This window comes from Nostoc sp., assembly GCF_036917655.1.
In the GTDB taxonomy this organism is placed as follows: Bacteria; Cyanobacteriota; Cyanobacteriia; order Cyanobacteriales; family Nostocaceae; genus Nostoc.
The window spans coordinates 84,067-110,887 of the sequence record NZ_JBALCY010000070.1 but is presented as its reverse complement, the minus strand read 5'-3'; the positions used below and the strand labels follow the sequence as shown (position 1 = coordinate 110,887).

Annotated in this window: 24 protein-coding genes, 1 pseudogene and 1 CRISPR repeat array; of the genes and pseudogenes, 19 read left to right on the top strand and 6 right to left on the bottom strand. The window is 42.3% G+C overall.

Going from position 1 to position 26,821, the window contains the following annotated elements; genetic code table 11:
- Positions 1–12: 12 nt before the first annotated feature.
- On the top strand, positions 13–804 hold the full coding sequence (locus tag V7K30_RS24925) for an ion transporter (protein WP_335003872.1): 792 nt from the start codon (positions 13–15) through the stop codon (positions 802–804).
- A gap of 193 nt (positions 805–997) precedes the next feature.
- Here V7K30_RS24925 and V7K30_RS24920 read toward each other — a convergent pair whose 3' ends face one another.
- Both V7K30_RS24920 and tftA read right to left on the bottom strand, forming a co-directional pair.
- Positions 998–1,150 (bottom strand): hypothetical protein, encoded by a 153-nt coding sequence (locus V7K30_RS24920; protein ID WP_335003870.1) that lies wholly within the window; start codon positions 1,148–1,150, stop codon positions 998–1,000.
- A 257-nt stretch (positions 1,151–1,407) separates the two neighbouring features.
- Entirely contained in the window at positions 1,408–2,760 is a 1,353-nt protein-coding gene (gene tftA, locus V7K30_RS24915) for a hormogonium tapered terminus morphoprotein TftA (RefSeq protein WP_335003868.1), read from the bottom strand.
- Positions 2,761–2,966: 206 nt separating this feature from the next.
- Between tftA and dnaG the strand changes: the two genes are divergently transcribed.
- Positions 2,967–4,910 carry a DNA primase gene (dnaG, locus tag V7K30_RS24910; RefSeq protein ID WP_335003866.1) on the top strand — a complete coding sequence of 648 codons (1,944 nt, stop codon included), beginning with the start codon at positions 2,967–2,969 and terminating at the stop codon, positions 4,908–4,910.
- A 769-nt stretch (positions 4,911–5,679) separates the two neighbouring features.
- Positions 5,680–7,110: a hypothetical protein gene (locus V7K30_RS24905; protein ID WP_335003864.1), complete on the top strand. Its 1,431-nt coding sequence runs from the start codon at positions 5,680–5,682 to the stop codon at positions 7,108–7,110.
- A gap of 267 nt (positions 7,111–7,377) precedes the next feature.
- Here the strand turns inward: V7K30_RS24905 and V7K30_RS24900 are convergent, their stop codons facing one another.
- The gene (locus tag V7K30_RS24900; RefSeq protein ID WP_335003862.1) at positions 7,378–8,721 is read right to left on the bottom strand and encodes a DEAD/DEAH box helicase; all 1,344 of its coding nucleotides are present in this window, start codon (positions 8,719–8,721) and stop codon (positions 7,378–7,380) included.
- 241 nt (positions 8,722–8,962) lie between these two features.
- Here V7K30_RS24900 and infC point away from each other — a divergent pair, with 241 nt between their 5' ends.
- Positions 8,963–9,454, top strand: coding sequence for a translation initiation factor IF-3 (infC, locus tag V7K30_RS24895; protein ID WP_335004108.1), 492 nt, complete (start codon positions 8,963–8,965; stop codon positions 9,452–9,454).
- A gap of 182 nt (positions 9,455–9,636) precedes the next feature.
- Here the strand turns inward: infC and V7K30_RS24890 are convergent, their stop codons facing one another.
- A complete protein-coding gene (locus V7K30_RS24890; RefSeq protein WP_335003860.1) occupies positions 9,637–10,254 on the bottom strand; it encodes a TetR/AcrR family transcriptional regulator in 618 nt (205 codons plus the stop codon).
- 220 nt (positions 10,255–10,474) lie between these two features.
- On the opposite strand from V7K30_RS24890, the gene V7K30_RS24885 reads away from it, so the two are divergent.
- From V7K30_RS24885 to V7K30_RS24860, 6 genes are all read left to right on the top strand, one after another.
- Entirely contained in the window at positions 10,475–11,782 is a 1,308-nt protein-coding gene (locus V7K30_RS24885) for an HlyD family efflux transporter periplasmic adaptor subunit (RefSeq protein ID WP_335003858.1), read from the top strand.
- Positions 11,779–12,954 (top strand): ABC transporter permease DevC, encoded by a 1,176-nt coding sequence (gene devC, locus V7K30_RS24880; protein ID WP_335003856.1) that lies wholly within the window; start codon positions 11,779–11,781, stop codon positions 12,952–12,954. Before V7K30_RS24885 ends, devC begins: the two co-directional genes overlap by 4 nt.
- Before the next feature lie 87 nt (positions 12,955–13,041).
- The gene (locus V7K30_RS24875) at positions 13,042–13,740 is read left to right on the top strand and encodes a DevA family ABC transporter ATP-binding protein (protein WP_335003854.1); all 699 of its coding nucleotides are present in this window, start codon (positions 13,042–13,044) and stop codon (positions 13,738–13,740) included.
- A gap of 176 nt (positions 13,741–13,916) precedes the next feature.
- Positions 13,917–15,446, top strand: a complete 1,530-nt coding sequence (locus V7K30_RS24870) for a YifB family Mg chelatase-like AAA ATPase (protein ID WP_335003853.1) — start codon at positions 13,917–13,919, stop codon at positions 15,444–15,446.
- Between the two features lie 119 nt (positions 15,447–15,565).
- On the top strand, positions 15,566–16,015 hold the full coding sequence (locus V7K30_RS24865; RefSeq protein ID WP_335003851.1) for a hypothetical protein: 450 nt from the start codon (positions 15,566–15,568) through the stop codon (positions 16,013–16,015).
- Positions 16,012–16,428, top strand: coding sequence for a type II toxin-antitoxin system VapC family toxin (locus tag V7K30_RS24860; protein ID WP_335003850.1), 417 nt, complete (start codon positions 16,012–16,014; stop codon positions 16,426–16,428). The genes V7K30_RS24865 and V7K30_RS24860 overlap by 4 nt, the downstream gene beginning before the upstream one ends.
- A gap of 61 nt (positions 16,429–16,489) precedes the next feature.
- On the opposite strand, the gene V7K30_RS24855 is transcribed toward V7K30_RS24860, so the two are convergent.
- On the bottom strand, positions 16,490–17,131 hold the full coding sequence (locus V7K30_RS24855; protein WP_335004107.1) for a type I restriction endonuclease: 642 nt from the start codon (positions 17,129–17,131) through the stop codon (positions 16,490–16,492).
- 234 nt (positions 17,132–17,365) lie between these two features.
- Here V7K30_RS24855 and V7K30_RS24850 point away from each other — a divergent pair, with 234 nt between their 5' ends.
- The 4 genes from V7K30_RS24850 (at position 17,366) to V7K30_RS24835 (ending at position 21,307) form a co-directional block, all read left to right on the top strand.
- On the top strand, positions 17,366–18,373 hold the full coding sequence (locus tag V7K30_RS24850) for a YihY/virulence factor BrkB family protein (protein WP_335003849.1): 1,008 nt from the start codon (positions 17,366–17,368) through the stop codon (positions 18,371–18,373).
- Between the two features lie 298 nt (positions 18,374–18,671).
- The gene (locus V7K30_RS24845) at positions 18,672–19,223 is read left to right on the top strand and encodes a DUF421 domain-containing protein (RefSeq protein ID WP_335004105.1); all 552 of its coding nucleotides are present in this window, start codon (positions 18,672–18,674) and stop codon (positions 19,221–19,223) included.
- Positions 19,224–19,263: 40 nt separating this feature from the next.
- The gene (gene purB, locus V7K30_RS24840) at positions 19,264–20,559 is read left to right on the top strand and encodes an adenylosuccinate lyase (RefSeq protein ID WP_335003847.1); all 1,296 of its coding nucleotides are present in this window, start codon (positions 19,264–19,266) and stop codon (positions 20,557–20,559) included.
- Between the two features lie 196 nt (positions 20,560–20,755).
- Complete coding sequence (locus tag V7K30_RS24835) at positions 20,756–21,307, top strand: DUF4126 domain-containing protein (RefSeq protein ID WP_335003845.1); 552 nt, start codon at positions 20,756–20,758, stop codon at positions 21,305–21,307.
- 329 nt (positions 21,308–21,636) lie between these two features.
- Here the strand turns inward: V7K30_RS24835 and hemH are convergent, their stop codons facing one another.
- Positions 21,637–22,803, bottom strand: coding sequence for a ferrochelatase (gene hemH / locus V7K30_RS24830; protein WP_335003844.1), 1,167 nt, complete (start codon positions 22,801–22,803; stop codon positions 21,637–21,639).
- Between the two features lie 93 nt (positions 22,804–22,896).
- Here hemH and V7K30_RS24825 point away from each other — a divergent pair, with 93 nt between their 5' ends.
- From V7K30_RS24825 to V7K30_RS24805, 5 genes and pseudogenes are all read left to right on the top strand, one after another.
- Positions 22,897–23,520 carry a class I SAM-dependent methyltransferase gene (locus V7K30_RS24825; protein ID WP_335003843.1) on the top strand — a complete coding sequence of 208 codons (624 nt, stop codon included), beginning with the start codon at positions 22,897–22,899 and terminating at the stop codon, positions 23,518–23,520.
- Between the two features lie 104 nt (positions 23,521–23,624).
- Entirely contained in the window at positions 23,625–24,146 is a 522-nt protein-coding gene (locus tag V7K30_RS24820) for a DUF29 family protein (RefSeq protein ID WP_335003842.1), read from the top strand.
- A 4-nt stretch (positions 24,147–24,150) separates the two neighbouring features.
- Complete coding sequence (locus V7K30_RS24815; RefSeq protein WP_335003841.1) at positions 24,151–24,669, top strand: DUF29 family protein; 519 nt, start codon at positions 24,151–24,153, stop codon at positions 24,667–24,669.
- 4 nt (positions 24,670–24,673) lie between these two features.
- A pseudogene (locus V7K30_RS24810) lies at positions 24,674–25,195 on the top strand (hypothetical protein).
- Between the two features lie 187 nt (positions 25,196–25,382).
- Positions 25,383–25,928: direct repeats of the CRISPR family, unit length 37 nt; unit sequence GTTTCAATCCCTAATAGGGATTTTGATGAATTGCAAT.
- A gap of 43 nt (positions 25,929–25,971) precedes the next feature.
- Positions 25,972–26,760: a dienelactone hydrolase family protein gene (locus V7K30_RS24805; RefSeq protein ID WP_335003839.1), complete on the top strand. Its 789-nt coding sequence runs from the start codon at positions 25,972–25,974 to the stop codon at positions 26,758–26,760.
- The last annotated feature ends 61 nt before the right edge of the window (positions 26,761–26,821 follow it).

Genomic DNA, 26,821 nt, shown 5'->3' with positions numbered 1-26,821 from the left:
TAATGGTCGAATATGTTACTGAGCAGAGAAGAAACAGAATTTTACTTAACAGACCTAGAAACACCATTAGGTAAAGCGATTAATTTAACACTTGCTGCGATGGTGCTACTATCATCAGGAATTTTTGTAGCAGAAACTTATAATATTCCTGATTCTGTGCGGTTTAAGTTAAATGTAGCCGATACTGCGATCGTCATCATTTTTGCGGTGGAATATTCACTCCGCCTGTGGAGTGCGGAAAATAAAATTAAGTATATTTTTAGCTTTTATTCGATTATTGATTTAATGGCAGTTTTGCCATTCTTTCTAGGAATGGTGGATATTAGCTTTATCCGCCTACTCCGATGGTTTCGGATTTTGCGATTAATCAGATTTATAGATAGGAAATTTTTATTCGCCAGTATCAGTACCGAAGATGGGATGATTTTTGCGCGAATATTATTTACATTATTTGCAATTGTTTTTATTTACTCTGGCTTAATTTATCAAGTCGAGCATCCGGTTAATCCTCAAAATTACGGTACATTTTTGGATGCCTTTTACTTTTCTGTTGTCACAATGACAACTGTGGGATTTGGCGATGTTATTCCAATTTCTGAATTAGGCCGCTTGCTAACAGTACTGATGATTTTTACCGGAATTGCGCTGATTCCTTGGCAAGTGGGGGATTTAATTAAGCGAGTGGTGAAAACTGCTAATCAGATAGAAACAGTTTGTTCAGGTTGTGGTTTGGCTTTCCATGATCTAGATGCTGGGTTTTGTAGAAGGTGCGGCACTAAGTTAGCTAGTCGGAGGATTGATTGAGAACGTGCAATTATAAGCTAATTGTGCATAGTTCATCAACCAGTGTGTAGGATTCATCCTGCCAAAGGGTATTGATGGACAACCTATTGATGTTGGTAACGTCATTGGTAAAGAAATATCCGAAATCATTGAAACGGTAATTGGGCACTATAATTACACAACATTAACAACCGATTGGCAATTGACGATATATTTAATGCCAACGACTAAAAACTATGGCAATAATCCGATCGCGCTGTGCCAGTTGCGTAAGTCCTGAAGCTAAACAGTCAAACTTGGCACCGCGTCCAGTCTTTGGTGGTTCTGGTGCTTTACCCTTGCCAGACTTCACTTGGAAACTTACCATAGGCGGTTGCTGGCTATGGTAAATAGTTGGTTCTATCCAAGCTTCCTTTATTTTTTATTTATAGGACTTACGCAAAACTACACGCTGTAGGGGCAATTTATGAATTGCCCCTACGGGAAATCAGGGCTTTCACTGCCTTTTTGCGTAAGTCCTGATTTATTACGAAATTGCAAGCATCTGAGATGCTAAGATTATTTAAGCGCATTATTTGGCTACAGCTAACGCCCTAAAAATTGCTAGGACAAGTTACTCAATACTTAAAGAAGCCCTGCTGATTCATATAATCGTTTGAGCATTGCTGAAATCTTTGCACCATAATCCAAATCTGCTGACCACCGCCCTGATAGCTGATCAATTAATGGTGCAATCCCACGTGTGACAAAGCGAAACCTTGGATCTACTACTTCTTGTACCAAAGGTTCTAAACTGGCGTAAGCTTTCAAATGTTGGATGTGCGCCCTCACTCCAATTCTGGCACTTGCAAAAGATGCAGCCTCAGAACCGCCACCGATCGCACCTAAGCCAGCAAAGTTATTTTGCTCAGGTTTAATATCACCACCAAACTGTAAAAATCCAGTTTCTACACACATTTGGCAAAAGGCAATATCATAGTTCACTCCTTCTATTCCTGCTTCTTCCCGATAAAGTTTTGGGATGTCAGGAAACTTTCCCAAAGCATTTTCATTATTGTTTCTCAGGAATAATTGTAACTGGACTTCTGAAGTATTACCGTTCGACATTACCCGCGAAAATTGACCGGGGCAAACCATTAAATTTGATCGCAAGCTGACAGTACGAGTTGCAGCATCCCAATTGACTGCAACATTAAAATCTCGCAGTTCGATCGCTTTGACATAAACAACTTTGTGATAGGTAATCCGATTGACATTAGCTGCTTTTGAAAGGTCAATCCGCAGAACGTCTACTAAATCAATGGGAATGTAAGCATTACCATTAACTAAAATTCCTTGCTCTGAGTAATTTTGCCCATTAATATTAATATTAATTGGCGGATAATTTGCTTCGGCCGGAGTTCCAGGAGTAGGGTCAATCACACGACTCCAAGTTACTAGTCCATCGACAATTCCCAAAGCAAAATCGCGGCGACGAGTTTGCAGCAAAACCCGATCTTCTGGATTGCTGAGAAACCCCACTTGCATCACCAAAGCTGGAAGCGTTGTCTGGCGACAGAATGCTAAACTACCTAATCCACTATCTGTATCTGGCTTGACTCCCCGATTCGTTAATGGGGGTACGCGGCGCAATAACCCCATTAGCAACTGTTCAGCATTGCTTCTGCGATCGCTATTATTAGCAATGTAGAAGACGCTAGCCCCACGCACAGAAGGGCTGTTAGCTGCATCAGATTGAATCTCTAAGGCGATATCACCCCGGCGGCCGCGGGAATTGATCCAGGTGATAGTTTGGGCGGCACTCAAGTCATCAGGAACCGCCAAAATTTCCAAATTCCGCGCCCTCAGTTCCGTGACAATCAAATCCCGCAGCAGAATCATTTCTTTTGCTTCAGTTGTACCACCTGCGATCGCACCAGCATCGATTCCTCCGGCTTCTTTGCCTCCATGAGCCGCTGATATAAAAATACGCCCCATTTTCAGTATTTCCTCTGATAAAATTAAGTGTAAGCAATTGTATAGATCATTCTTGGTCTAGCAACAAGAATATAATAGCCATCAGAAGTCCAAAGTCATTTGTCCTTTGTTATTTCTCCAAAGTTAATGCCCAATGCCCAGAGACTGGGGATGAGGGAGACAAGGAGAATAATCAATGCCCAATGCCCAATGCCCAATAACTAAATATGCAAATCCCCCGCTTGCACCCAGACACAATTGAGGAAGTTAAACTACGGGCTGATATTGTAGATGTCGTCTCGGAATACGTAGTTTTACGCAAACGAGGAAAGGATTTTATCGGTTTGTGCCCCTTCCATGATGAAAAATCTCCCAGCTTCACCGTCAGCCAAACCAAGCAAATGTACTATTGCTTCGGCTGTCAAGCTGGGGGAAATGCGATTAAGTTTGTCATGGAGTTGGGAAAACGGTCTTTTGCTGATGTGGTGCTGGATTTAGCACGACGTTACCAAGTACCTGTGCAAACCTTAGAACCCGAACAACGCCAAGAATTACAGCGTCAGCTATCTTTGCGTGAGCAGTTATATGAAGTTCTGGCTTCGTCAGCACAATTTTATCAACACGCCCTGAGACAATCACAAGGGCAAAAGGCACTTCAATATTTACAATCTAACCGCCAACTCAAAGAAGAAACTATACAGCAATTTGGTTTAGGTTACGCCCCCGCAGGTTGGGAAACTCTCTATCGTTATTTAGTGGAAGATAAACATTACCCGGCGCAAATACTAGAAAAAGCAGGCTTGATTAAGCCGCGCAAGGAAGGAGGCGGTTATTATGATGTATTTCGCGATCGCTTAATGATTCCCATTCGTGATGTCCAAGGGCGCGTCATTGCCTTTGGTGGGAGAACCCTGACTGATGAGCAACCTAAATATCTGAATTCACCAGAAACCGAACTTTTTAGTAAAGGTAAAACATTATTTGCCCTCGATCAAGCCAAAGGTGGGATTTCCCAAGCCGATCAAGCTGTGGTGGTAGAGGGATATTTTGATGCGATCGCTCTCCACGGTGCTGGGATTAATAACGCGATCGCCTCTCTCGGTACTGCCTTAAGCTTAGAACAAGTGCGGCTAATATTACGCTATACCGAATCGAAACAATTAGTACTCAACTTTGATGCTGATAAAGCCGGAACGAATGCTGCCGAACGGGCGATCGGTGAAATTGCCGAACTAGCATACAAAGGCGAAGTTCAGCTAAAAATTCTTAATTTACCTGATGGTAAAGATGCTGATGAATATTTGTATACTCACACTTCAGAAGATTATGGAGAACTGTTAAAAAATGCGCCACTTTGGTTAGACTGGCAGATTCAGCAGATTATTCAAGACCGCGACTTAAAACAGGCTACTGATTTTCAGCAAGTAACTCAGCAATTAGTCAAATTACTTAAAAATATAGCTAACAGCGATACACGAAATTATTACGTTTCCTATTGTGCAGAAATACTCAGCTTGGGAGATACCAGACTTATACCCCTACGAGTCGAAAATCTGTTAACTCAAATTGCTCCGGCTGCGGCTACATACACTAAGCCCGTATCAGCGAAGAAAGCATGGGGAAGTAGCAAAGTTTCCGACTCCCCACTCCCTACAGAACGCAGCCTTTTAGAACATGCAGAGGCATTATTACTGCGAATTTACTTGCATTGTCCTGAACAACGTCAAGCGATTATTGCCGAACTAGAGGAGCGAGATTTGCAATTTAGCCTTTCCCACCACCGATTTTTATGGCAACAGATTTTAGAAATTTCATCCGGTGATGGAGAGACGAGAAATGTTGCATCTCAACCAAATTTAATTTCTCGCTTGCAAGACCAGTTTTTAGAATTTGACAGCGAGATGGGGTTAATTTCCCATTTATTTCATGTGGATGAAAAAAATCAGAAAGAAATACTTCGGACTCCGCAAGTAGTTCAAGCTGCGATCGCTTGCATGGATTTGGTGATGCTTGAAAAACGCTACCGTCACTTTTTGGAACTATGGCAACAAACCGATCCAGAAGCTGAACCAGAGCGGTATCAATCTTATTATCAGGCTTTCTACGCCGAAAAAATCAAGCTTCAGAAAATAGACCGACAACGGCTATTTTCGATCACAGAGTTGTTGTAGAGTAAAATACTTACATATCAGTTAATTAAAAACTGAATAATCAACTTTGAGCATTAAATGAGTATTATGCTAAACAGCAGTAAAACGCCGACTGGCAAAGCCAAGAAAGAACAATAAACCCTTTAGAAGGTCAGTCTCGATCACAGAGTTGTTGTAGCCTAGCACTCATGTCCAACCTATAGCAATCCTAAATGAAATATAAACCAATAGTGCATTTATACTATAACGAAGTTCTTTGCCAATCAGCAAGAATTTGATTTTTCTAAGCTGCATCGGTGATCCCAGTATAGATATCTAGCAGCATTGGTGCGATGTCCACCAGATATCTCCTGAATTTGTAGCTCGTGCTGCTTACCTTTCTGGGGTGGCTAATTTAATGTATAAGCCAAAGTTATCAAACAAAATTATGTATTACTAATACCATTTCTTTGTGAGGCCGCGCCAAATTTTATTGGCTTCTTACTTACTTTCTTTGTGTGCTACCCTGCGAGACGCTGCGCGAATGCGGTTCGTTCCTCATATAGTTTGGCGCATCTTCATACAGAATTGGTATAATTACGCAAAAAATTTACCAAAACTTAATCCCTTGGCACTTACGTATTTTCTTTAACATGATTAAATTAACATATCCCAGCGAATTAAAGTGGGTTAGGGGGGATCTAAAAGTGCTTAAAATCACAGGATAACACTTTTAAAACAACCTCTAAGGCTTCTAAAAAACCTTTTAGGTTACTGATAATATAAGTGAAAAGTTTATTGATTAATTATTATGCTAAATGTGAATAATTCTTATAGCAGTAAAAAAAATAAAATATTATTAGGTTTTGCCATAATTCTGTCATTGATATTATGTGGAGAATTAGCAATTAGAGCTTATTCTTTTAATCTTGAGGCTTTAGCTAATTCCACAGGTCAATATCTACCTGATTTTTCTAACCGTTTTGACAAAATAAGAACAGGTATAGAATACCTTTTTTTAAATATTATATATATTGTGTGGTTAACAATAAATAAAAACAAAAAAAGAGATGTAACTTTTATAAAAATCCTAAAAAATAGTTCATTTTTTTTGTTAATTGCCTTCATAAGTTATCCAATAACTACTGATATTAATTTATATGTGCATTATGGTTTAATGGATTTAAATGGAATCAACCCTTTTATTAATCCTGCAAGCGCATTTACCTCCAAGTTGTCTTCATTTATTGTATGGAAACAAACTTCAACTTATGGGCCTATATCTCAACTATTTTTTATATTTTCCGCTGTTTTTGTTGCAATTACTCCTAGTTTCGGAATTTATGTATTTAAATTAATATGTCTTTTATTCCATATATTAAATAGTTACTTAATCTGGGGGCATTTAAAAAACTCTCCTCATAAAATTAATGTAACAATTGCATATTTACTTAGCCCATTGCTGCTATATGAGCAGGTTACAAATGCCCATCTTGATGTCTTAATTTCTACAATTCTAATTATTTTAATAATCTGTCTCAAAAACCATAATTATATAACTGCGAGTGTTGCAGCTTTGATTGGTTTTCTAATTAAAACATTACCAATTATTTGGTTGCCTCTAATTTTTGTATATTTGATTAAGCAACAACGCTGGAAAAGTTTATTCAGTGCTATTTGTATTTTTGTAGCTATAAATTTTGCAGCTTATCTTATAGCTTTACATACAGTCGAGGCTTGGAAAAGCCTTTTAAATCCGGGGGTTGAAGGAAAATTGATCAATTCATTATATTCTGTGGTTAGGAGATTACTAGATTGGAAAATTCTAAACTTTTCTCTAAGTTTCCAACAGACTCTATTCTCAATATTTAAACCTATAATATTTTCTATATTTATAGTTTCTTATTTGATTATTCTGGTAAAACCATATTTTAAAAAAAATTATTCTGAAACTAATCTTAGTATAAATATAGGATGGATTACCTTAATATTATTTTTGTTTGCTGCTCCTTGGTATTGCTCTTGGTATTCCTCTGTGTTGCTGGCAGTCGTAGCTTTAAACATACATGCAAAAAGATTCGTGATTACTAGCATCGTATTCTGTACTACAAGTACTGTTTCTTACTATTTATTACTAAATAGCCGACTTGGGGATGTTATGACGCTTGTACCAACCTTAGCAGTAATTCTATTTTGGTTTGTGCGTGATATCCAAGCTCAAAAAAAATTTGTGACAAAATAAATCAAAAAATTATTTAATTGCAAATTAATATAATATTGAACAAATCAATCAGTCCACTCAACGCTAGGAAAAGCCCCGGATGCTACCAGCCTGCCGGATAACTCGCTGAGGCATTTGCCATTAATATCTGCAAATGCCTCAAATAAAATGCCAAACACACCAAGCACCACTCCCCAGCAGCCTTTTGCAGATCACCCATAGAGAACTGCTGAAGCGAGGTTTTCCAGAACCTATGAAACATCAATTTATTGAACAGCTAACAGAAGATCAGCGATCGCGTTTAGCAGAACGGCGCGATGCTGACGAACGAGCACCAGGCTTATCGCCATTCGTGGCCGGTGGCGCTGCCTTACGTTTAGCTGATGTCTGTGGTAACGGTTTAGGAGTACGAGCCGGACGCTTGTCACCTCCAGGCTTGGCTCTGTGTTGACGCCCATTTGGGATTGCTTCTGGCTCAATATCGGGGTTGGGGCTAAAGCCAGCCACCACTTCCCTTGGCAAACGCTGCTCAATCAGTTTTTCGATATCTGTCAATAGAGGGTATTCATCGACGCACACCAGCGATACGGCTTCACCTGAAGCGCCAGCGCGACCAGTTCGCCCAATGCGATGAACATAATCCTCCGGTACATTGGGCAAATCGAAGTTGACTACATGTGGCAGTTCGCTGATGTCAAGACCTCTAGCAGCAATGTCCGTCGCTACCAATACCTGTAAGCTGCCATTCTTGAACTTTGCCAGAGCATTGGTACGCACCGGCTGGCTCTTGTTACCGTGAATTGCCAGTGCTTGAATGCGGTCTTCGCCCAACTGCTTAACCAAACGATCAGCGCCATACTTAGTGCGAGTGAACACTAGCACTTGATACCAATTATCTCGCCGAATCAGGTGAGCAAGTAATTGGCGTTTCTTGTCACGGTCTACTTGGTAAACTTTTTGGGCGATCGTGTCGGCGGTAACGTTGCGGCGTGCTACCTCAATCATCGTTGGGTGATTGAGCAACCCGGCGGCGAGTGTCTTGATTTTGTCTGAGAAAGTAGCGAAGAATAGCAAATTCTGTCGCTGTTTGGGCAGGAGTGAGAGGATGCGGCGGATGTCATGAATAAAGCCCATGTCCAGCATCCGATCTGCTTCATCCAGCACCAAAACCTCAATCTGCGACAGGTTGACTGTGCCCTGCTGTACGTGGTCTAGCAGTCGCCCTGGAGTAGCCACCAGAATATCGACTCGGCCCTTCAAACGCTGTTTTTGCAGATTAATACCGACTCCGCCGAAGATCACCATTGAGTTTAGCTGCAAGTACTTGCCGTACTCGCGCACGCTTTCTTCCACCTGTGCGGCGAGTTCGCGAGTCGGGGTGAGAATCAGCGCCCGGATTGGTGGGTATCCCTTAGACGTAACTTTGACGCTCTTTTCGGACGACAACCGATGCAGGAGCGGCAGGGTAAAACTAGCGGTCTTTCCAGTGCCAGTTTGTGCCCCAGCTAGCAAATCGCTACCTGACAATACAGCAGGAATCGCCTGCATCTGAATTGGCGTGGGTTCGGTGTACCCCCGTTCGGTAACGGCACGGATAATTTCATTGGACAAGCCGAGAGTAGAAAAAGACATAAAACTCCAAAAATAACATCGGCCTGTCGCCAATGGCGGCGTCAGTCTTAGGCGGACGGATAAACTATCATTGAAAGGCTGGATGGGCAATAGCGCCAAGACTGAGAGCGAGTGCCGCAGTACTGCATTCTAACAGATTGCAGTCCATTGTGTCGTTAAAGTTGCTCTGATTCAGTGTTGTGTTAAATTAGCATTACTTGCTTGCTTACAAAGTAAAGTGTTGAACAACTAGGAGAAATTCATTATCGCAATCCAAAAGCAACTGATTAATTCGCAAATCAAGTCACCTCACGTTTTCTTGATTGACCATGAAAATAACAATCGTGGTCTGATCGGCACCGATGAGGCGCTACAGCTAGCCGAAAGCTTAGAACTTGACTTGGTTGTAGTCTCCGAAGGGAAAGATGCTCCAATCGCCAAGATTCTCAACTATGGCAAGCTTCAGTATCAAAAGAAAAAACGTCAGAGCCAGAGTGCTAGACCTACGGTAAAGGAAGTCCGGTTCGGTCTAAACGTAGGTGTGGCTGATTACAATTTACGCATTGAGAAAGCAGTTGGGTGGTTGAGTAAAGGCGATTCAGTCAAGTTTGCTATTCGTTTACGAGGCCGAGAACATCAATATCGTGACCAAGCTGGAGAACTGCTAGACAGAATTGCAAATGATCTCAGTCAAGTAGGTAAAATCCAGTCGCTGGATAAACGCTCATTAATTGTTCAAGTCATTCCTGCTTAGTTAATCTTGCGATCGCTGGAGGATGTATTTGTGCCAGCTTTTGACAACTCCCACGGCGATGAAAACATGGCTATTGCTCGTTTTCACATCAAGCCGTGGGATTCTCGGCTCAATGGTAAGGAACGAAAAAAGCCGGGGGATAGGCAACAGCACTCAATAAGCTAATAATGGGACATAACCAATCAATCGGCGTATTTAGTGATTAGGTGTGTCAAGGCATCAATCAGGCGATCGCTTTCCATTGGGATAATGTCCCTCCCATGCATCACATCTTGAGTAACATGAAAATTAACTAATGTACCTAAAAAAATCCTCGCTGTTGCCTCTGGGTCACTAATATTCAGTTCCGGGTGAGCAGCCAAGTATTGATTGAGCGTTTCCAACATTGGTTTAATCATCGCCCGAACACAAATCTGAGTTAATTCTGGAAAACGACCAGATTCCCCAATTAGCACTCGCCAAAATGCAGAGTGTTCCTGGTCGTTATTCATTTGTTCTAATAATTTGGTTCCTAATTGGCGCAGTAGGATTTTTGGTTCTCCCTCCATAGGTTCCGCACCAAAGAGAGAGTTAAACTTCTGATGTGCCAAGGACTCGATCAGGACTTTAAAAAGTCCTTCTTTATCTTGAAAATGGCTGTAGACTGTCGCTTTAGAAACACCTGCTGCTACTGCTACCCGATCCATACTTGTACCAGCATAGCCATTTTGCAAGAACTCATGCATTGCCCCTTGCAAAATTTGCTCTACTTTATCAACGGAATGATCTCGATCAACTTCGTCGGTTTTAATGCGTACCATTTATTAATCATCCTCTCTTATAAACAATTTTAATAGATGCGGCAATTTACCCTACGCCATTAATCCCAGTTGTGGCAAGCATTCTGGTACATAAATGAAGGCAAACTGATTAAATTGAGAATTTTAGCTTTGTACTATTGACTAAACTACTCCGTTTAGTTTAGCATAAAATTGAACTGGACAGTTTAGTATGATTTGCTAATGGTAAAAGGTAAACAGTATGGTGCAGAACTGGAAATTAGAAGATTTAAAGTCTTCCCAAAATCTTTTGCGATCGCCCATTACACTAGCAGTAATTACATCTTTATTAATAGGTGGAGCTAGTGTTTATACGGTGCTAAAGTTTCAGGCTACCGCTAATGAAAAGCCAGCCACGCCAGTAGCTGTTCAACCAGTGGTAAAAACAGTTACAGCATTGGGACGCTTAGAACCAAATGGAGAAGTAATAAAACTGTCTGCAACTTCTTCGACTGAAGGAAGTCTGCTTCAAAAACTATTGGTGAAAGAAGGCGATCGCGTCAAGGCTGGACAAGTAATTGCAATTATGGATAGTCGCGATCGCTTGCAAGCAAGTTTAGTTGAAGCTCAAAAACAAGTTCAAGTCGCCAAATCCAACGTTGATAAGGTAAAAGCGGGAGCAAAACAGGGAGAAATTGGAGCAAAGCAAGCTGCTGTATATCGTCTGCAAGTCGAACTAGAGGGAAATATCAAAACTCAACAAGCCACAATTGCTCGCCTAGAAGCGGAATTGCAAGGACAACAACAGAGTTTACAAGCAACGGTGGCTCGCGTCGCAGCCCAAAAGCGAAACGCTCAAGTAGATGTGCAACGCTATGACGCTTTATACAAAGAAGGGGCTATTTCCAGTCAAGAAGCCGATCAAAAACGCCTGAGTGCAGAAACTTCTACTCAGCAGGTAATCGAAAACCAAGCCAACAAGACAAGAACTGTCGCTACTTTAGAACAGCAGATTAAGGAAGCCAAAGCTAACCGCAACCAAACCCTCGCTAGCTTGCAACAGCAGATTAACGAAGCCAAAGCCACGCTGAACCAAACGGCTGAAATTCGTCCTACAGATATTGCCAACGCCCAAGCAGAGGTAGACAGTGCTCAAGCTACTGTGCAAAAAATGCAAGCACAACTTGATCAAGCATACGTCCGCGCCCCCGAAGCGGGACAAATTCTGAAGATTAATACCCGAGCTGGAGAAACCGTTTCTACTGACGGGATTGTGGAATTAGGTCGAACCGACCAGATGTATGCAGTCGCAGAAGTTTACCAAAGTGATGTTAACAAAGTGCGATCGGGGCAACAAGTAAAGGTAATCAGTGATTCCCTCCCCGGAGAATTACAGGGAACCGTCGATTGGATGGGGATGCAGGTACAGCGACAAAATCTGATCAACAGTGACCCCTCTAGTAATATTGACGGCAGAGTAGTGGAAGTTCATGTGCGACTAAATCAGGCATCTAGCGCCAAGGCTGCCAAGTTTACCAATCTGCAAGTAAAGGCAGTGATAGAACTATGATTGGATTTATTCAACAACTGCGGCAGCGAACCCCTTTGGGATGGCTGCAACTGAGTCATGAAAAAAGCCGTCTGTTGGTGGCATTGGGAGGCATTGCTTTCGCTGATGTTCTCATGTTCATGCAGTTAGGGTTTCAGACTGCCTTGTTTGAAAGTAATACTAAGCTGCATCATAGTATACAGGCTGACATTTTCCTAATTAGTCCTCAAGCTCGTAACGTGTTAAATGCGTCCACTTTTACGCGGCGGCGACTGTATCAGGCAATGGATGTACAGGGGGTGAAGTCAGCAGAAGCAATGTATATCAACATTGTTGATTGGAAGAATCCTAAAACACGCCAAAAGACATCTGTGCTAGTTATCGGGATCAATCCTGAAAAGCAAGCCTTTGACTTACCGGATGTGAACAGCCAAATAGATCGGGTGAAGCTACCAGATACCCTGCTGTTCGATCGCGCCTCTAGAGGAGATTATAAAGAAGCGATCGCTCAAGTTGATCAAGGGAAACCTGTGACGACTGAAATTGACCGCCGGACGATTACCATTAGCGGCTTATTTTCAATCGGGGCTTCCTTTGCGGCTGATGGGAATTTGATTACCAGCGATCAGAATTTCTTGCGGCTATTTCCGAAGCGAGAAGCCAGCAGTGTCAGTTTAGGTTTGGTTCAACTAGAACCAGGCTATGACTTAAAACAGGTGAAAGCAGCTTTAGAATCTCATTTAGATAATGATGTTAAAGTGTTGACCAAAGCAGAATTTATCGAATTTGAAACAGATTATTGGAAAAAAAATACAGCCATCGGGTTTATCTTCAGCCTGGGTGTAGGAATGGGGTTTATGGTAGGCGTGATTATCGTCTATCAAGTTCTTTCTACAGATGTGAATTCCCATATAAAAGAATATGCCACATTCAAAGCAATGGGGTATAACAATCTCTACTTATTAGGTGTGGTGTTTGAAGAGGCGATAATTTTGGCAATCTTGGGCTTTATTCCCGGAGCGATCGCACCTTTAGGACTTTATCATTTAACTCGTAATGCCACCAATTTACCACTTTACATGACCCTAGCACGAGCCTTGACAGTATTAACGCTGACTATGATTATGTGTATAATTTCTGGTGCGATCGCCACTCGGAAATTACAGTCCGCCGACCCCGCAGATATGTTTTAGAAAATGGGCATTGGGCATGGGGCATTGGGCATTGGGATAATTAACAATTCCCAATCTAAAATCTAAAATCTAAAATCTAAAATTGCTATGCTTCCCGTTATCTCTGTTAAAAATCTCGACCATTACTTTGGTTCTGGTCAACTTCGTAAACAGGTTCTCTTTGATATCAACCTGGATATTAACGCTGGCGAAATTATTATTATGACGGGGCCTTCTGGTTCTGGTAAAACTACACTTCTCACCTTAGCAGGCGGCTTGCGTTCTGCCCAATCTGGCAGTTTGCAGATATTGGGACAAGAACTTTGTGGTGCTAGTACAGCACAACTTACCCAGGTGCGACGCAATAACGGTTATATTTTCCAAGCGCACAACTTGCACGGTAGCCTGACAGTACTCCAGAACGTCAGAATGGGCTTAGAAGTGCATAATAATATTTCGCCGGCAGAAATGAAAACTCGGTCAGCCGAAATGTTAGAGGAAGTAGGATTAGGGAATCGCCTGAATTATTATCCTGATGATTTATCTGGGGGACAAAAACAAAGAGTTGCGATCGCTCGTGCTCTAGTTGGTCGTCCTAAAATTGTCTTAGCGGATGAACCCACCGCCGCCCTTGACAGTAAATCGGGACGAGATGTGGTCAACCTGATGCAAAAACTAGCTAAAGAACAGGATTGCACCATTCTCTTGGTTACTCATGACAACCGCATTCTAGATATTGCCGATCGCATCGTCTACATGGAAGATGGCAAATTAGTAAATGACCGTGCTGTTGTTACAGCCAGTTAGGCTGGTTCTCCCCAAGATGTTTTATTACAATGCTTTTCAAGTAATTGAACTACACTACTCCCCAGTCCCCATTCCTCTTTACCTATTTGGCTCGAAAAATCGTCTCTGTGGTTTCACTAATGCCAATGTACCGACTCATCTGCTAGAGATTTGAAAGGTTTACTGTTATATAATAAATGCTTGCCAGAGTCTGGAGTGCATCAATTGTGGGCATCGATGCCGTCAAAGTAGGCGTGGAAGTCGATGTGTCAGGGGGATTACCGGGAATTGTTGTCTTGGGACTGCCAGATTCAGCGATTCAAGAATCCAGAGAAAGAGTCAAAGCAACGCTGAAAAATGCAGGTTTTGCCTTTCCCATGCGAAAAATTGTGATCAATTTAACTCCGGCAGATTTACGGAAAGAAGGCCCCTGTTTCGATTTGCCTATTAGTGTGGGAATTTTGGCGGCTTCTGAGCAAGTTAGCGCTGATTTGTTGGGGGATTATCTATTCTTGGGCGAAGTCTCTCTGGATGGCAGTTTGCGTCCGGTGGCTGGTGTTTTGCCGATCGCAGCAGCAGCCCAAAAGATGGGAATTGCAGGTTTAGTTATCCCTGCTGATAACGCCCAAGAAGCGGCAGTGGTTGAAGGCTTGGCTGTTTACGGCTGCAAACATCTGTCTGATGTGGTGGATTTTTTAAATAATCCGGGGCGTTACAAACCTGTGCAGATGGATAGCACAACGGAGATAGCAACAGTATCCTATCCTGGCGCAGATTTGCATGATGTGAAAGGACAAGCTCATGCGCGTCGGGCTTTAGAAATTGCTGCTGCTGGTGGGCATAATTTAATTTTTGTCGGGCCGCCTGGTAGTGGGAAAACTATGTTAGCACGGCGCTTACCAGGAATTTTACCGCCCTTGAGTTTTGCCGAATCTTTAGAAGTGACTCGCATCCATTCGGTGGCTGGTTTATTGAAAAATCGTGGTTCATTGGTACGCGATCGCCCTTTTCGCAGTCCCCACCATTCAGCATCGGGGCCTTCACTCGTTGGTGGCGGTAGCTTCCCTCGTCCTGGCGAAATCTCATTATCTCACAGGGGTGTGCTTTTTTTAGATGAACTCACGGAATTTAAACGAGATGTTTTAGAATTTCTGCGTCAGCCTTTAGAAGATGGCTATGTGACAATTTCGCGTACCAAATTATCAGTAACGTTTCCCGCGCAGTTTACTTTAGTGGCGAGTACTAATCCTTGTCCATGCGGTTACTATGGCGATACCATTCAACAATGTACTTGTTCTCCTCGTCAACGGGAGCAATATTGGGCAAAACTTTCTGGGCCGTTGATGGATCGAATTGATTTACAAGTTGCGGTGAATCGCTTAAAACCAGAAGAAATCACCCAACAACCTACGGGAGAAACATCAATATCAGTGCTACAACGAGTGCTACAAGCAAGCGATCGCGCTATTACTCGCTTCCAAGAAGAACCAAATCTGCGTTGCAATGCCCACATGCAGAGTCGTCATCTCCAGAAATGGTGTAAGTTAGATGATGCTAGTCGCAATTTATTAGAAGTAGCAATTAGAAAATTAGGTTTATCAGCAAGAGCCAGCGATCGCGTTCTCAAAGTAGGGCGGACTATTGCAGATTTAGCGGGAGACGATGAGTTAAAAACCAATCATGTAGCCGAAGCGATTCAGTATCGCACAATCGATAGAATGCAGTAGCAATCTTGTTATGATGCCTTAAGTCTGTTTAGGGTTGACGCAGATAGTTTGTGTTACCAGCAGCTAGAACAGCAAGGCTAAAGCTATGATTTTAATAAATGAGTGAGAGTCCAAACTTTATGGAAATCAATACTTTAGCAGAATCACAGACTGCAAATTTAAAAGTGAATATTTTGCTGGAAACTAGAGAAGATGGTAGCGCGATCGCATCTATTTTGGAACTTCCACAGTATCGTGTCGAAGCAGCAACTCGTGAACAGGCACTCTTGATGCTAAAGCAGCTTTTGGTTCAACGTATGGATAAAGTTGAAGTAATTCCGATGGAAATCAAATTACCTCAAACTGAGCAATCTCAAAGACCTTGGATGAAATTTGCAGGGGTATTTAAAGATGATCCAGACTTTGATGTAGTTCAGCAGTATATTCAAGAGTATCGTCAACAATTGGATGCTACTGAGAATGTAGATGATCCAGACTTTGACGTAGTTCAGCAGTATAAAGAGTATCGTCAACAATTGGATGCTATTGAGAATGTAGCGGATTCTGATACCCAGAGGGAAGCAAGTTGAGTCTTTGGATTCTCGATACTGATAGCGTTTCTCTTTTGCAGAGAGGAAATTTAGAAATTGCTCGTCGCCTAAACATTGTTAATGCTAGCGAAATAGCGATTACAATTGTCACTGTCGAGGAACAACTTCGTGGGCGATTTCAAGTCATTCGACGAGCGGCTGCTAATGATTTGGTTTCGGCTTATGAGAAACTACAGGTAACATTTGATAGTTTGAAAAGTTTCAATGTTTTAAGATTCACTGCTGAAGCACAGAAATTATATACGAATCTCCTACATCAAAAAATTAAAGTTGGTCGGCAGGATTTACGTATTGCTGCAATCGCTCTCTCAGTAAATGGAATTTTGGTTACACGGAACAATCGGGACTTTTGTCAAGTACCCAATTTAGTTTTGGACAATTGGACTTTGTAAATCCGTTCTTCAATCCGCACCATAGTTGTTATAAATGCCACCAATACTTTTAAAACATCCTCTAAAATGCAGGAGAAATTAACTGACCAATACGCTTGAGAATTTGCAAAACGTCGTACAGTTCTCTCGCGGATGCAAAGGGAGCAAAGACCCTTGAGAGGTCGTACTGTGGTGTATTTGTTTGCGTCACTTTCACAAATAAAATATCGTCTCCATTCGTCACCATCCCAAACACAGGTTTACTGAGGTTGGGGTTAGCCATCATATAAGCTAGGGCTTGCGGTACAGCCGCCCAAACTGACAGCGTGGTTTTTTTCGACTCTAAGACCATCACCCACAACTGATCTTGTAGCACTAAAACGTCAATCCGTCCGCGCAGTATTTCCTCGCCATCATCTAACACTAGTTCCACAGATGATTCAGCCTTAATTCTAAAAGGAGGATCGTAAAATCCAGAGAGTGCAAGTATTGGTGACACCAACAACAATATGACTGTCCCTTCTAGTAAATCACCTCCGGCACGGTGATAGAGATACCTGCGCCGCACGACATCCACAGAGGCTTTTTCCGCTTCCGTAATTTCAGACAATTCCTCATACCACTCTGGAAAAAACTGCTGGTCTTCAACACGGACAAAACCGAATCGATTTTCTGCATCCTGAAGAGTGGTAATTGCTTCTGTAATTGCTGCCGTCTGTGTCATTGCTTCTAGGTAAAAATTGCTTTGCGACATTATCAACATCACCACATCTTTATTATCGCCAATTAGCGCGACGCCGAATAGCCCGTCGTAGACATCGCATTGTCATCTGACTATAAAATTCTAAATTCATCCTCCAGGACGCTGCACAAACTCCCTTGGATGGATGCGGTTACTTAATAAATAAGTATCCAATATATCAGTAACTAAGCCATATCCTCTAAGGAGACTGATTGGATGAATTTGCAGGCGATTTGGAAGTTATTACAAGAAACATTCAAAGAATGGAGTGAGGATAAAGCCTCACGGTTAGCGGCGGCGTTAGCTTATTACACGATTTTTTCTATTGCCCCGTTGCTAATTATTGTAATTGCGATCGCCGGGGCAGTATTTGGAGAAGAAGCCGCAAGGGGTCAAATCGTTGGACAAATTCAAGGTTTAGTCGGCCCAGATGGCGCAAAATATATCCAAACAGCCATTCAGAATGCTAACAAACCACAAACAGGAGCGATCGCTTCTATTATTAGTGTTGTAGTTCTGCTAGTGGGTGCTACTGGTTTATTTACCGAGTTACAAGATTCCTTAAACACGATTTGGGAAGTAAAACCAAAACCCGGACGGGCGATAAGTAACATTATTCGCCTACGCGTTTTGTCCTTTGCAATGGTGATCGGGATTGGCTTTTTACTTTTAGTTTCTCTGGTAATTAGTACGGCGTTAGCAGCATTAGTTACATACTTTAGCAACTTGATACCAGGTGTAGATTTCCTCTGGCAATTTCTCAATTTCATCGTCTCTTTTGCCATCACTACGTTCCTGTTTGGACTCATTTTTAAAGTTCTACCAGATGTCAAAATTGCTTGGAGTGATGTTTTAATTGGAGCGGCTCTCACCTCCTTTTTGTTCTCTATTGGGAGATTTTTATTAGGACAGTATTTAGGTAATGGCAGTTTTGGTTCAGCTTATGGTGCTGCTGGTTCATTGGTAGTGATTTTAGCTTGGGTTAACTATGCTGCACAAATTCTTTTCTTCGGTGCAGAGTTTACCCAAGTTTATGCCAGAAGGTACGGAAGCGGCATAACCCCAACTAAAAATGCCATACCTCTCTCTGATAATACAAAACATAATGGTACGAATCCAACGGAGCAATCAAAAAAGCCATCTTCTCGCTTTATTAATCGCTTATTCCAGTCTTTCAAAAAGCCCAAGCGCTTAAAACAGAAAAGAAAAAACCAGCGATTTTAATCCCTAATTGTTGGAGGTTTATATTTTTAAATCTGATATAGATTAAAGTATTTAAGTAGGTAGGCGTAATTAAATCTAAGATCAAACCTCACCCTCAATCCCTCTCTTTACTAAGGAGAGGGAAGCCGGAGGCAGGGTGAGGTTTTATATTTAATTTGACCCACTTACTTAACCTCTAAGGAAAGTCAGTTTGATGAAATAAACCACATAGAATCATAAATAATTAATCTGGGTTTATGAATAACCTGATACTGGATTTTTTCCAGAAATATATTGAAAAGGAAGAAAATCAGTGCTAATGGAAAAATGGTTTTTCATCAATTGGCAAGCAATCTTTATTCCTAGCATCAGCGTCTTTGAGTTGATTATCCGTGGGTCGCTGGTATATTTAGCGCTGTTCTCAGTGCTACGCGTGCTTCCTAGCCGACAACTAGGAACACTAGGAATAACTGATTTACTCGTAGTTGTGCTATTTGCTGAAGCTGCCCAAAATGCTATGGCAAGTAATTATACATCGATTACTGAAGGCGGTATCCTGGTAGGAACTGTGATTTTTTGGAGTTACTTGCTGAACTGGTTAGGCTACAAAATACCCCAGTTCCAACGTTTTCTGAATCAGCCACCGCTGCTATTGGTAAAAAATGGTCGGATGATTCAGCGTCATTTGCAACGAGAGTTAATTACAGACGATGAGTTGATGAGCAAGTTACGTCAGCAAGGTGTGGAATTTTTAGCAGATGTGAAGTTTGCATATATGGAGGCTGACGGTAGAATTAGCATTATCACCCTGGATTCAAAAACTAGTTCCGTCCCTGAGCAAAAAGCAGCACTAAAAAGTGATCTACATTAATTAGACTGTAGAATATGACGGTTGTATTCTGTGCCGAACTGTGATTGAGCGTTATACTTTGCCCGAAATGGCTAATCTGTGGAGTGAAGCCTATAAGCTAAAAACTTGGCTGCAAGTCGAAATTGCTGTTTGTGAAGCTCAAGCTGAACTGGGTTACATTCCATCTCAGGCGGTTGAGGAAATTAAGGCTAAGGCAGATTTTGACCCGAAGCGGGTGCTGGAAATTGAGGCTGTAGTCCGCCACGATATGATCGCTTTCTTGACAAATGTTAACGAATATGTAGGTGATGCCGGACGCTATATTCACCTGGGTTTAACCAGTTCGGATGTTTTGGATACAGCTTTAGCACTGCAATTGGTTGCCAGCCTGGATATATTATTGCAACGTCTGGAAGATTTGATTCAGGTAATTCGCCACAAAGCACGGGAACATCGTCATACAGTGATGGCTGGTCGATCGCATGGTATTCACGCTGAACCGATTACTTTTGGTTTCAAACTAGCTGGCTGGTTAGCAGAAGTGTTGCGACACCAAGAACGCTTGAGAATTCTCCGTGAAACGATCGCTGTGGGTAAGATTTCTGGTGCAGTGGGAACCTATGCTAACGTTGAACCGCGTGTAGAAGCGATCGCTTGCCAAAAACTCGGACTTAAACCCGATACGGCCTCAACGCAAGTTATTTCCCGCGATCGCCACGCCGACTATGTGCAACAATTAGCATTGGTAGCCGCATCCATCGAACGTTTTGCTGTAGAAATTCGTAATCTGCAAAAAACAGACGTTCTGGAAGTTGAAGAATTCTTCGCCAAAGGTCAAAAAGGTTCCTCGGCAATGCCACACAAGCGCAATCCCATCCGTTCGGAGCGGCTAACGGGAATGGCGCGACTCGTCAGAAGTCATGCGGGTGCAGCTTTGGAAAACGTTGCTCTCTGGCATGAAAGGGATATTTCCCATAGTTCTGTAGAACGGGTAATTTTACCAGATGGTTGCACTTTGACGCATTTTATGTTGGTAGAAATAACCGATTTGGTGAAAAACCTATTGGTCTATCCTGAAAACATGGAACGAAATCTCAACTGCTATGGCGGCGTTGTATTCAGCCAAAAAGTGCTACTTGCTTTAATAGACAAGGGAAGCCAGCGAGAGGAGGCTTATGCGATCGTTCAAGAAAGCGCTCACGCCGCTTGGAACAAGCCGGAAGGCAATTTCCAGGATTTAATTAGCAAAGACCCTCGCGTTAGCCAAAAGTTGTCCCCAGCAGAACTAGAGGTCTGTTTTGACCCCCAGCAGCATCTCCAACATTTAGAAGAGGTTTACCAACGGTTGGGTATTTAGGATTAATTTGCTTGTAGTGAGCGCTTAAGCGCTTACTACTAACCTGTTACTCAAAAAATACGCAAATTTTTTGAAATACCAAAAATCTTTAGTATCCCATTGGTGAAGATTGTCAGTTTGGTGCTGGAATTTTTGCCAGCCCTGGGTAGTATAAATAACAAATATCTACTTGTTTATTAGTGCTTCGAGTGCCTTGATGATTGAAATCCTAGCCACACTTTCAGCCTCTGCGGCAGCAGGAATGAGAATAGGTACACCTCTGCTGATCATTGGATTGTTGCAGGGTAGTAACTTGTGGTCACAAGTTCCAATTTTATCTCACATTTCTCCACCAATATTATTAGGCTGCCTCACCAGTTGGTCGTTAATTGAATTATTAGCCTCAAAAAAGCTCCGGGGGCAAAGATTGTTACAACTAGTTCAGTTATTAATGTCTCCCCTGGTGGGAGCAATTATGGGGTTAGCAGTAGCTACCGCAACAGCAACGCCAAACTGGCTCATTGCCTTAATTGGGGGTTTGTTAGCTTTGGTACTCCAGCTAGTTCAAGTTGGTTGGTTCTATCGCTTACGCGGCTTACCCTTGTGGGCAGTCTTTCTTCAAGATACCTTGTGTGTTGCTCTAGTATTTTTTGCCTTTGGTGCTCCCTGGCAAGGAGGATTAATTGCTTTAATACTGCTCTGGTTTGCAGTTCGTAGCGCCAAGCAGTGGTATGACTGGTATCACAAAGGTAGGGGGCATAGGGCATAGGGCATAGGGCATAGGGCATGGGGCATGGGGCATGGGGCATGGATGATATCATGTCCGCTTGATTGCTTATTAAACCCAAAGAACCCCACCCCGCCAAAGCTATGCTTTGTCTCCCTGCCCCTAATCCCCAGAGGGGGCCCCGAGTTCCCCGCTTGCGGGGAGGGGTTGGGGGTGGGGTTCTTTTATTATGGGTAATCTGGCGGACATGATATGACGAGTGAGATGAGTGAGCATGGGAAGTAGGGGCAGCAAATGGGCAATTGCGCTAGGTTTTTCGCCTCTGCCCAATGCCCAATTCCCAATTCCCAATCCCCAATCCCCAATCCCCTTTACTGCAAAAGTCCAATCATATGCAAGAAGCCGTGACCGGTAATTAGCTCGATGATTAAGGCAATGAAGCCCAGCATGGCAATTCGACCATTCCATACTTCAGCGCTAGTAGTCAAACCCCATTCCCAACGCTCTTGGGGGTACATCTTTACCATTTTTTTCATTTGGGCAGCTTGCGAAAGCTTGAAACTGGGGTTTTTCAGGGCATCAATCACTAAGTCTGCCAGTGCATTAATAAATACCGGATGGGTGTTGGGAGCCGGAACGCGACGGAAGTTGTGAATTCCTGATTTTTCTGCTACTTCCCGATACTCAATATCAATTTCTTGTAGTGTTTCAATATGCTCTGAGACAAAACTGATAGGCACGACAGCTAAATCTTTCACGCCTTGTGCGCCTAGTTCTTTGAGGGCATCCTCAGTATAGGGTTGGAGCCATTCTACTGGGCCGACGCGACTTTGGTAAGCTAAGGTGTGGACATTGGGCCGATTGAGGGTCTGCATAATCAGGGCAGTACATTCCTCAATTTCTTGCTGGTAAGGGTCGCCAGCCTCTTCAACGTAGCTTTTGGGAACGCCGTGAGCACTGAAGAAAATATGAACCTCATCTGGATTAGGAAACTGTTCGAGTTCCTGAGCTACGAGTTCCGCCATTGCTTGGAGATAACCTGGTTGTTTGTACCAAGAGGGAATGACGGTGTAATCAATGCGTTGAAATTTTGGGTCTTCTTGCCAAAGCTTTTCTAAAAGCCGGAAGCTGGAACCACTGGTACTGATAGAAAACTGGGGATAGAGTGGTAAAATTACCAGGTGTTCTATATTATCTTGGGTGATCTGTGCGATCGCTTCTTCTGTATAGGGATGCCAATAACGCATTCCTACGTAAATATTGGCTTCTTGTCCCAAATAACCTAACTGTTCTTTTAGGGCTTGTCCTTGCGCTTCTGTGATCCGCCGCAGTGGGGAACCACCACCAATTTGCTTATAATTCTCTTGAGATGTTCTGATTCGCCGCGAGGCAATAAACCAGGCTAGGGGCTTTTGCAACCAGCGAAACGGTAGGCGAATAATTTCCGGATCGGAAAATAGGTTATACAAAAACGGCCCGACATCTTCTAGCTTATCGGGACCACCGAGATTGAGTAATAAGACGCCTACACGACCCATAGCAGTTACTTTCCCCCAATCTTTTCAGATTTTTTACTAATGTTAACAATATATCTTTATTAAATATAAAGCTTAATAGCAAGGAAATATGCAATGGCAACAATTTTAAGAGATTGGAGTTACCGCTATCAGTGGCTATATGATGGCATTTCTCGTTTAGCAGCCTTAAGTGTAGGTGGTGAAGCCCGTTTTCGGCAACTTGCTTTGCAAGGCTTAACAATTGACTCAGATACTCAGGTCTTAGATTTATGTTGCGGCAGTGGTCAAACAACGCAATTTTTGGTAAATTTTTCACAAAATGTAACAGGATTGGACGCCTCACCCAAGTCTTTGCAACGGGCGCGGCACAATGTACCATTAGCTTCCTATGTCGAAGCTTTTGCCGAGGAAATGCCATTTGCAGATAATCTGTTTGATGTGGTGCATACCAGCGTCGCCCTACACGAGATGCAGCCTCAGCAATTGCGTAAAATTATTAGTGAAGTTTATCGGGTGCTGAAACCAGGAGGGGTATTTACGCTGGTGGATTTTCACGCTCCGACAAATCCGATATTTTGGCCTGGGGTATCAATGTTTTTGTTGTTATTTGAGACAGAAACAGCTTGGCAATTGTTGAAAACTGATTTGTCTGAGTTGTTAACTGAGACTGGTTTTGAAGTGAGTAAATTAACTTTATATGCAGGTGGTAGTTTGCAAGTGATACAGGCGAATAAGTAAAGTATACCGCCTGAACAATAGCAGGTTAGATACCTGCTACATCAATGAAATAGGGATAATTGTTATATTCAAATTAGCATGATGAAATTTTGAGGTTAATAAAAATGACACAGGAATTAATAGACCTCAGAACTTGTATCCAAGATGGACGTTACGCAGATGCCTTGGCAATTGTAGATGAACTAGAAGGCATGAGTAAAAAGGCAATTTTGCGGCAGATTAAATCATTTTTAAGAATTCTGCTGATTCATCTGATTAAAAATCAAGTAGAAAAACGATTAACAAATTCTTGGGTTGCTTCTATTCGCAACGCCATCCGCGAAATTAAAGAAGTGAATTTGAAAGACAATAAAACATCTTATTATGTCAATTCAAACGAATGGGAAAATTTCATAGAGGAGGAAGTTATTGAAGATGCGATCGCTGATGCCAGCGATGAAGTAATGAATGGGGCATATAATCAATTCCAACTGGCTGAAATGGTAGATAGAAACCAGATAACTCAGACTGCTTCGAAGTTTTTGGCGCTAACTTATTCCTATTCAGCTAAGGAGTTACCCGCAGTTGTGGCAGAAACTTTAACTCAGCTACCCGGTGGAGAAGATTGGAAAGCAGGTAGGCGGTAAAAAAATGACACAGGAATTAATAGACCTCAAAAAGAGTATTTTGGAAGGACGTTACGCAGATGCCTTGGCAATTGTTGATGAATTAGAAGGCATGAGTAAACAAGCTATTCTGCGGAATATCCAAGCTTATTTAAGGATTCTGCTGATTCATTTGATTAAGAACCAAGTAGAGCAGCGATTAACAAATTCTTGGGTTGCTTCTATTCGGAATTCGCTTATAGAAATTAAGAAACTTAATCTCAAAGACAATAAAAAATCCTATTATATCAATTTAAACGAATGGGATACTTATATTGAAGATGAAATAGAAGTAGCAGTGCCTGATGCCAGTGTAGAAGTTTTAAATGGAATTTACAATGAATTCCAACTTACTGAAATGGTAGATAGAAACCAGATTATTCAGACGGCTTTGAAGTTTTTGGCGCTAACTTATTCCTATTCAGTTAAGGAGTTACCCGCAGTTGTGGCTGAAACTTTAACTCAGCTACCCGGTGGAGAAGATTGGAAAGCAGGTAGGCGGTGAAAAAATGACCCAGGAATTAATAGACCTCAAAAAGAGGATTTTGGAAGGACGTTATGCAGATGCCTTGGCAATCGTAGATGAATTAGAAGGCATGAGTAAACAAGCTATTCTGCGAAATATCCAAGCTTATTTAAACATTCTGCTGATTGATTTGATTAAGAACCAAGTAGAACAACGATTAACTGGTTCATGGGCTAATTCCATTCGTAATTCAATCCGAGAAATTAAAAAACTGAATATCAAAGATAATAAAACATCTTATTATATTAATTTAGATGAATGGGAAAATTTGATAGAAGAGGAAATTATTGAGGATGCGATCGCTGATGCTAGTGAGGAAGTGATGAACGGTAAATTTACTCGCTCTCAGTTGTCTGCGATGCTAGATAAAAACCAGATTTTAACTACAGCTACTAGTTAACTGGCTTTAACATATACTTATTCGCCAAAGGAATTACCAGCGATTATGGATGATTATCTCAGTCAATTAGCTGGTGGTGAAGATTGGATAAATCGGGAAAAATGAGGCGATCGCTGGGGAGCATCTCACCTTTGCAAATATACCAGGCGATTAGAAATCGCGGCTACACAAACGAAGTTCGCCTACGCGGACTCAAAGAATTTGAAACCCACGGAGGTGGGTTTTGTCTGTATAGCCGCGAATTCCATTCGCCAGGGCAGGCGTGTTTTTACACTATACTTATCTTGTGGACGTTTCAATCCCTAATAGGGATTTTGATGAATTGCAATCAAGGATGAAATTACACTGCCTAAAAAGATGTCTAAGTTTCAATCCCTAATAGGGATTTTGATGAATTGCAATGTATGGAGTTGAAAGACTGCCCTGTAATTCAGGAGTTTCAATCCCTAATAGGGATTTTGATGAATTGCAATTATTTGCATCAAATTTACTTGCACCTGAAATAGTGCGTTTCAATCCCTAATAGGGATTTTGATGAATTGCAATCATGCAAAGCTGCTGTGATCTCGCTCCCCAACGCCTGTTTCAATCCCTAATAGGGATTTTGATGAATTGCAATCCGATGCCATTCCCTGTAATGCTGGCATTGCTGAGTTTCAATCCCTAATAGGGATTTTGATGAATTGCAATCAAACTCGTGTGTTATCTTTTTAGGCATGAAAATTTTAGTTTCAATCCCTAATAGGGATTTTGATGAATTGCAATTTCCCTTGTCCTGTGGCTACTGCTGTTTTAATTTGGGTTTCAATCCCTAATAGGGATTTTGATGAATTGCAATCAATTTTTCAAAGCGCCGCCGCAAATTTATCGCAACTGCCACCGTGGCGACGGGTTTTGCCCTCGCAGTCCAACCCATTTCTGCCGAAGCCATCACCACCGACGCCAAGGGGTTGGTAGCTGGTGCGGTGAAAATTCCTGTTAAAGATGGGGAAATTCCTGCCTATAGAGCAGCACCTGCCACTGGTGAAAATTTCCCTATCGTCCTGGTACTTCAGGAAATATTTGGTGTACATGAGCATATTCAGGATATCACCCGGCGCTTTGCCCACTTGGGATATTTGGCGATCGCACCCGAATTATTTGCGCGTCAAGGCGATGTCTCGAAGTTAAGCAGCGTAGACGAAATTCGCCCAATTGTCGCCAAAGTGCCAGATGCCCAAGTGCTATCTGATCTCGATGCCACAGTAGACTGGGCGGTGAAATCAGCTAAGGGTAATGCCGATAAATTGGCAATTACAGGCTTCTGCTGGGGTGGCCGGATTATCTGGTTGTATGCAGCACACAATCCCAAGGTGAAGGCAGGTGTGGCTTGGTATGGACGACTTGTAGGCGATGCTACCGAACTTCAGCCCAAATATCCCATTGATATTGCATCAAAACTGACAGTCCCGATTCTGGGACTCTACGGCGGCAAGGATACGGGTATTCCCTTAGATACAGTAGAGCAGATGCGCGATCGCCTCAAATCCAGCAGCAGCAAATCTGAAATTATCGTCTACCCCGATGCACCCCACGCATTTTTTGCCGATTATCGCCCCTCCTACCGCGAGAAAGAAGCTAAGGAAGGTTGGAAACGTCTCCTGGCATGGTTTAAGGAGCATGGCGTCTAAATCTGCGGAACAAAAAAAAGCCTCCTGGTATGGGAGGCTTAAAAGTTAGCGGAGAAAACTT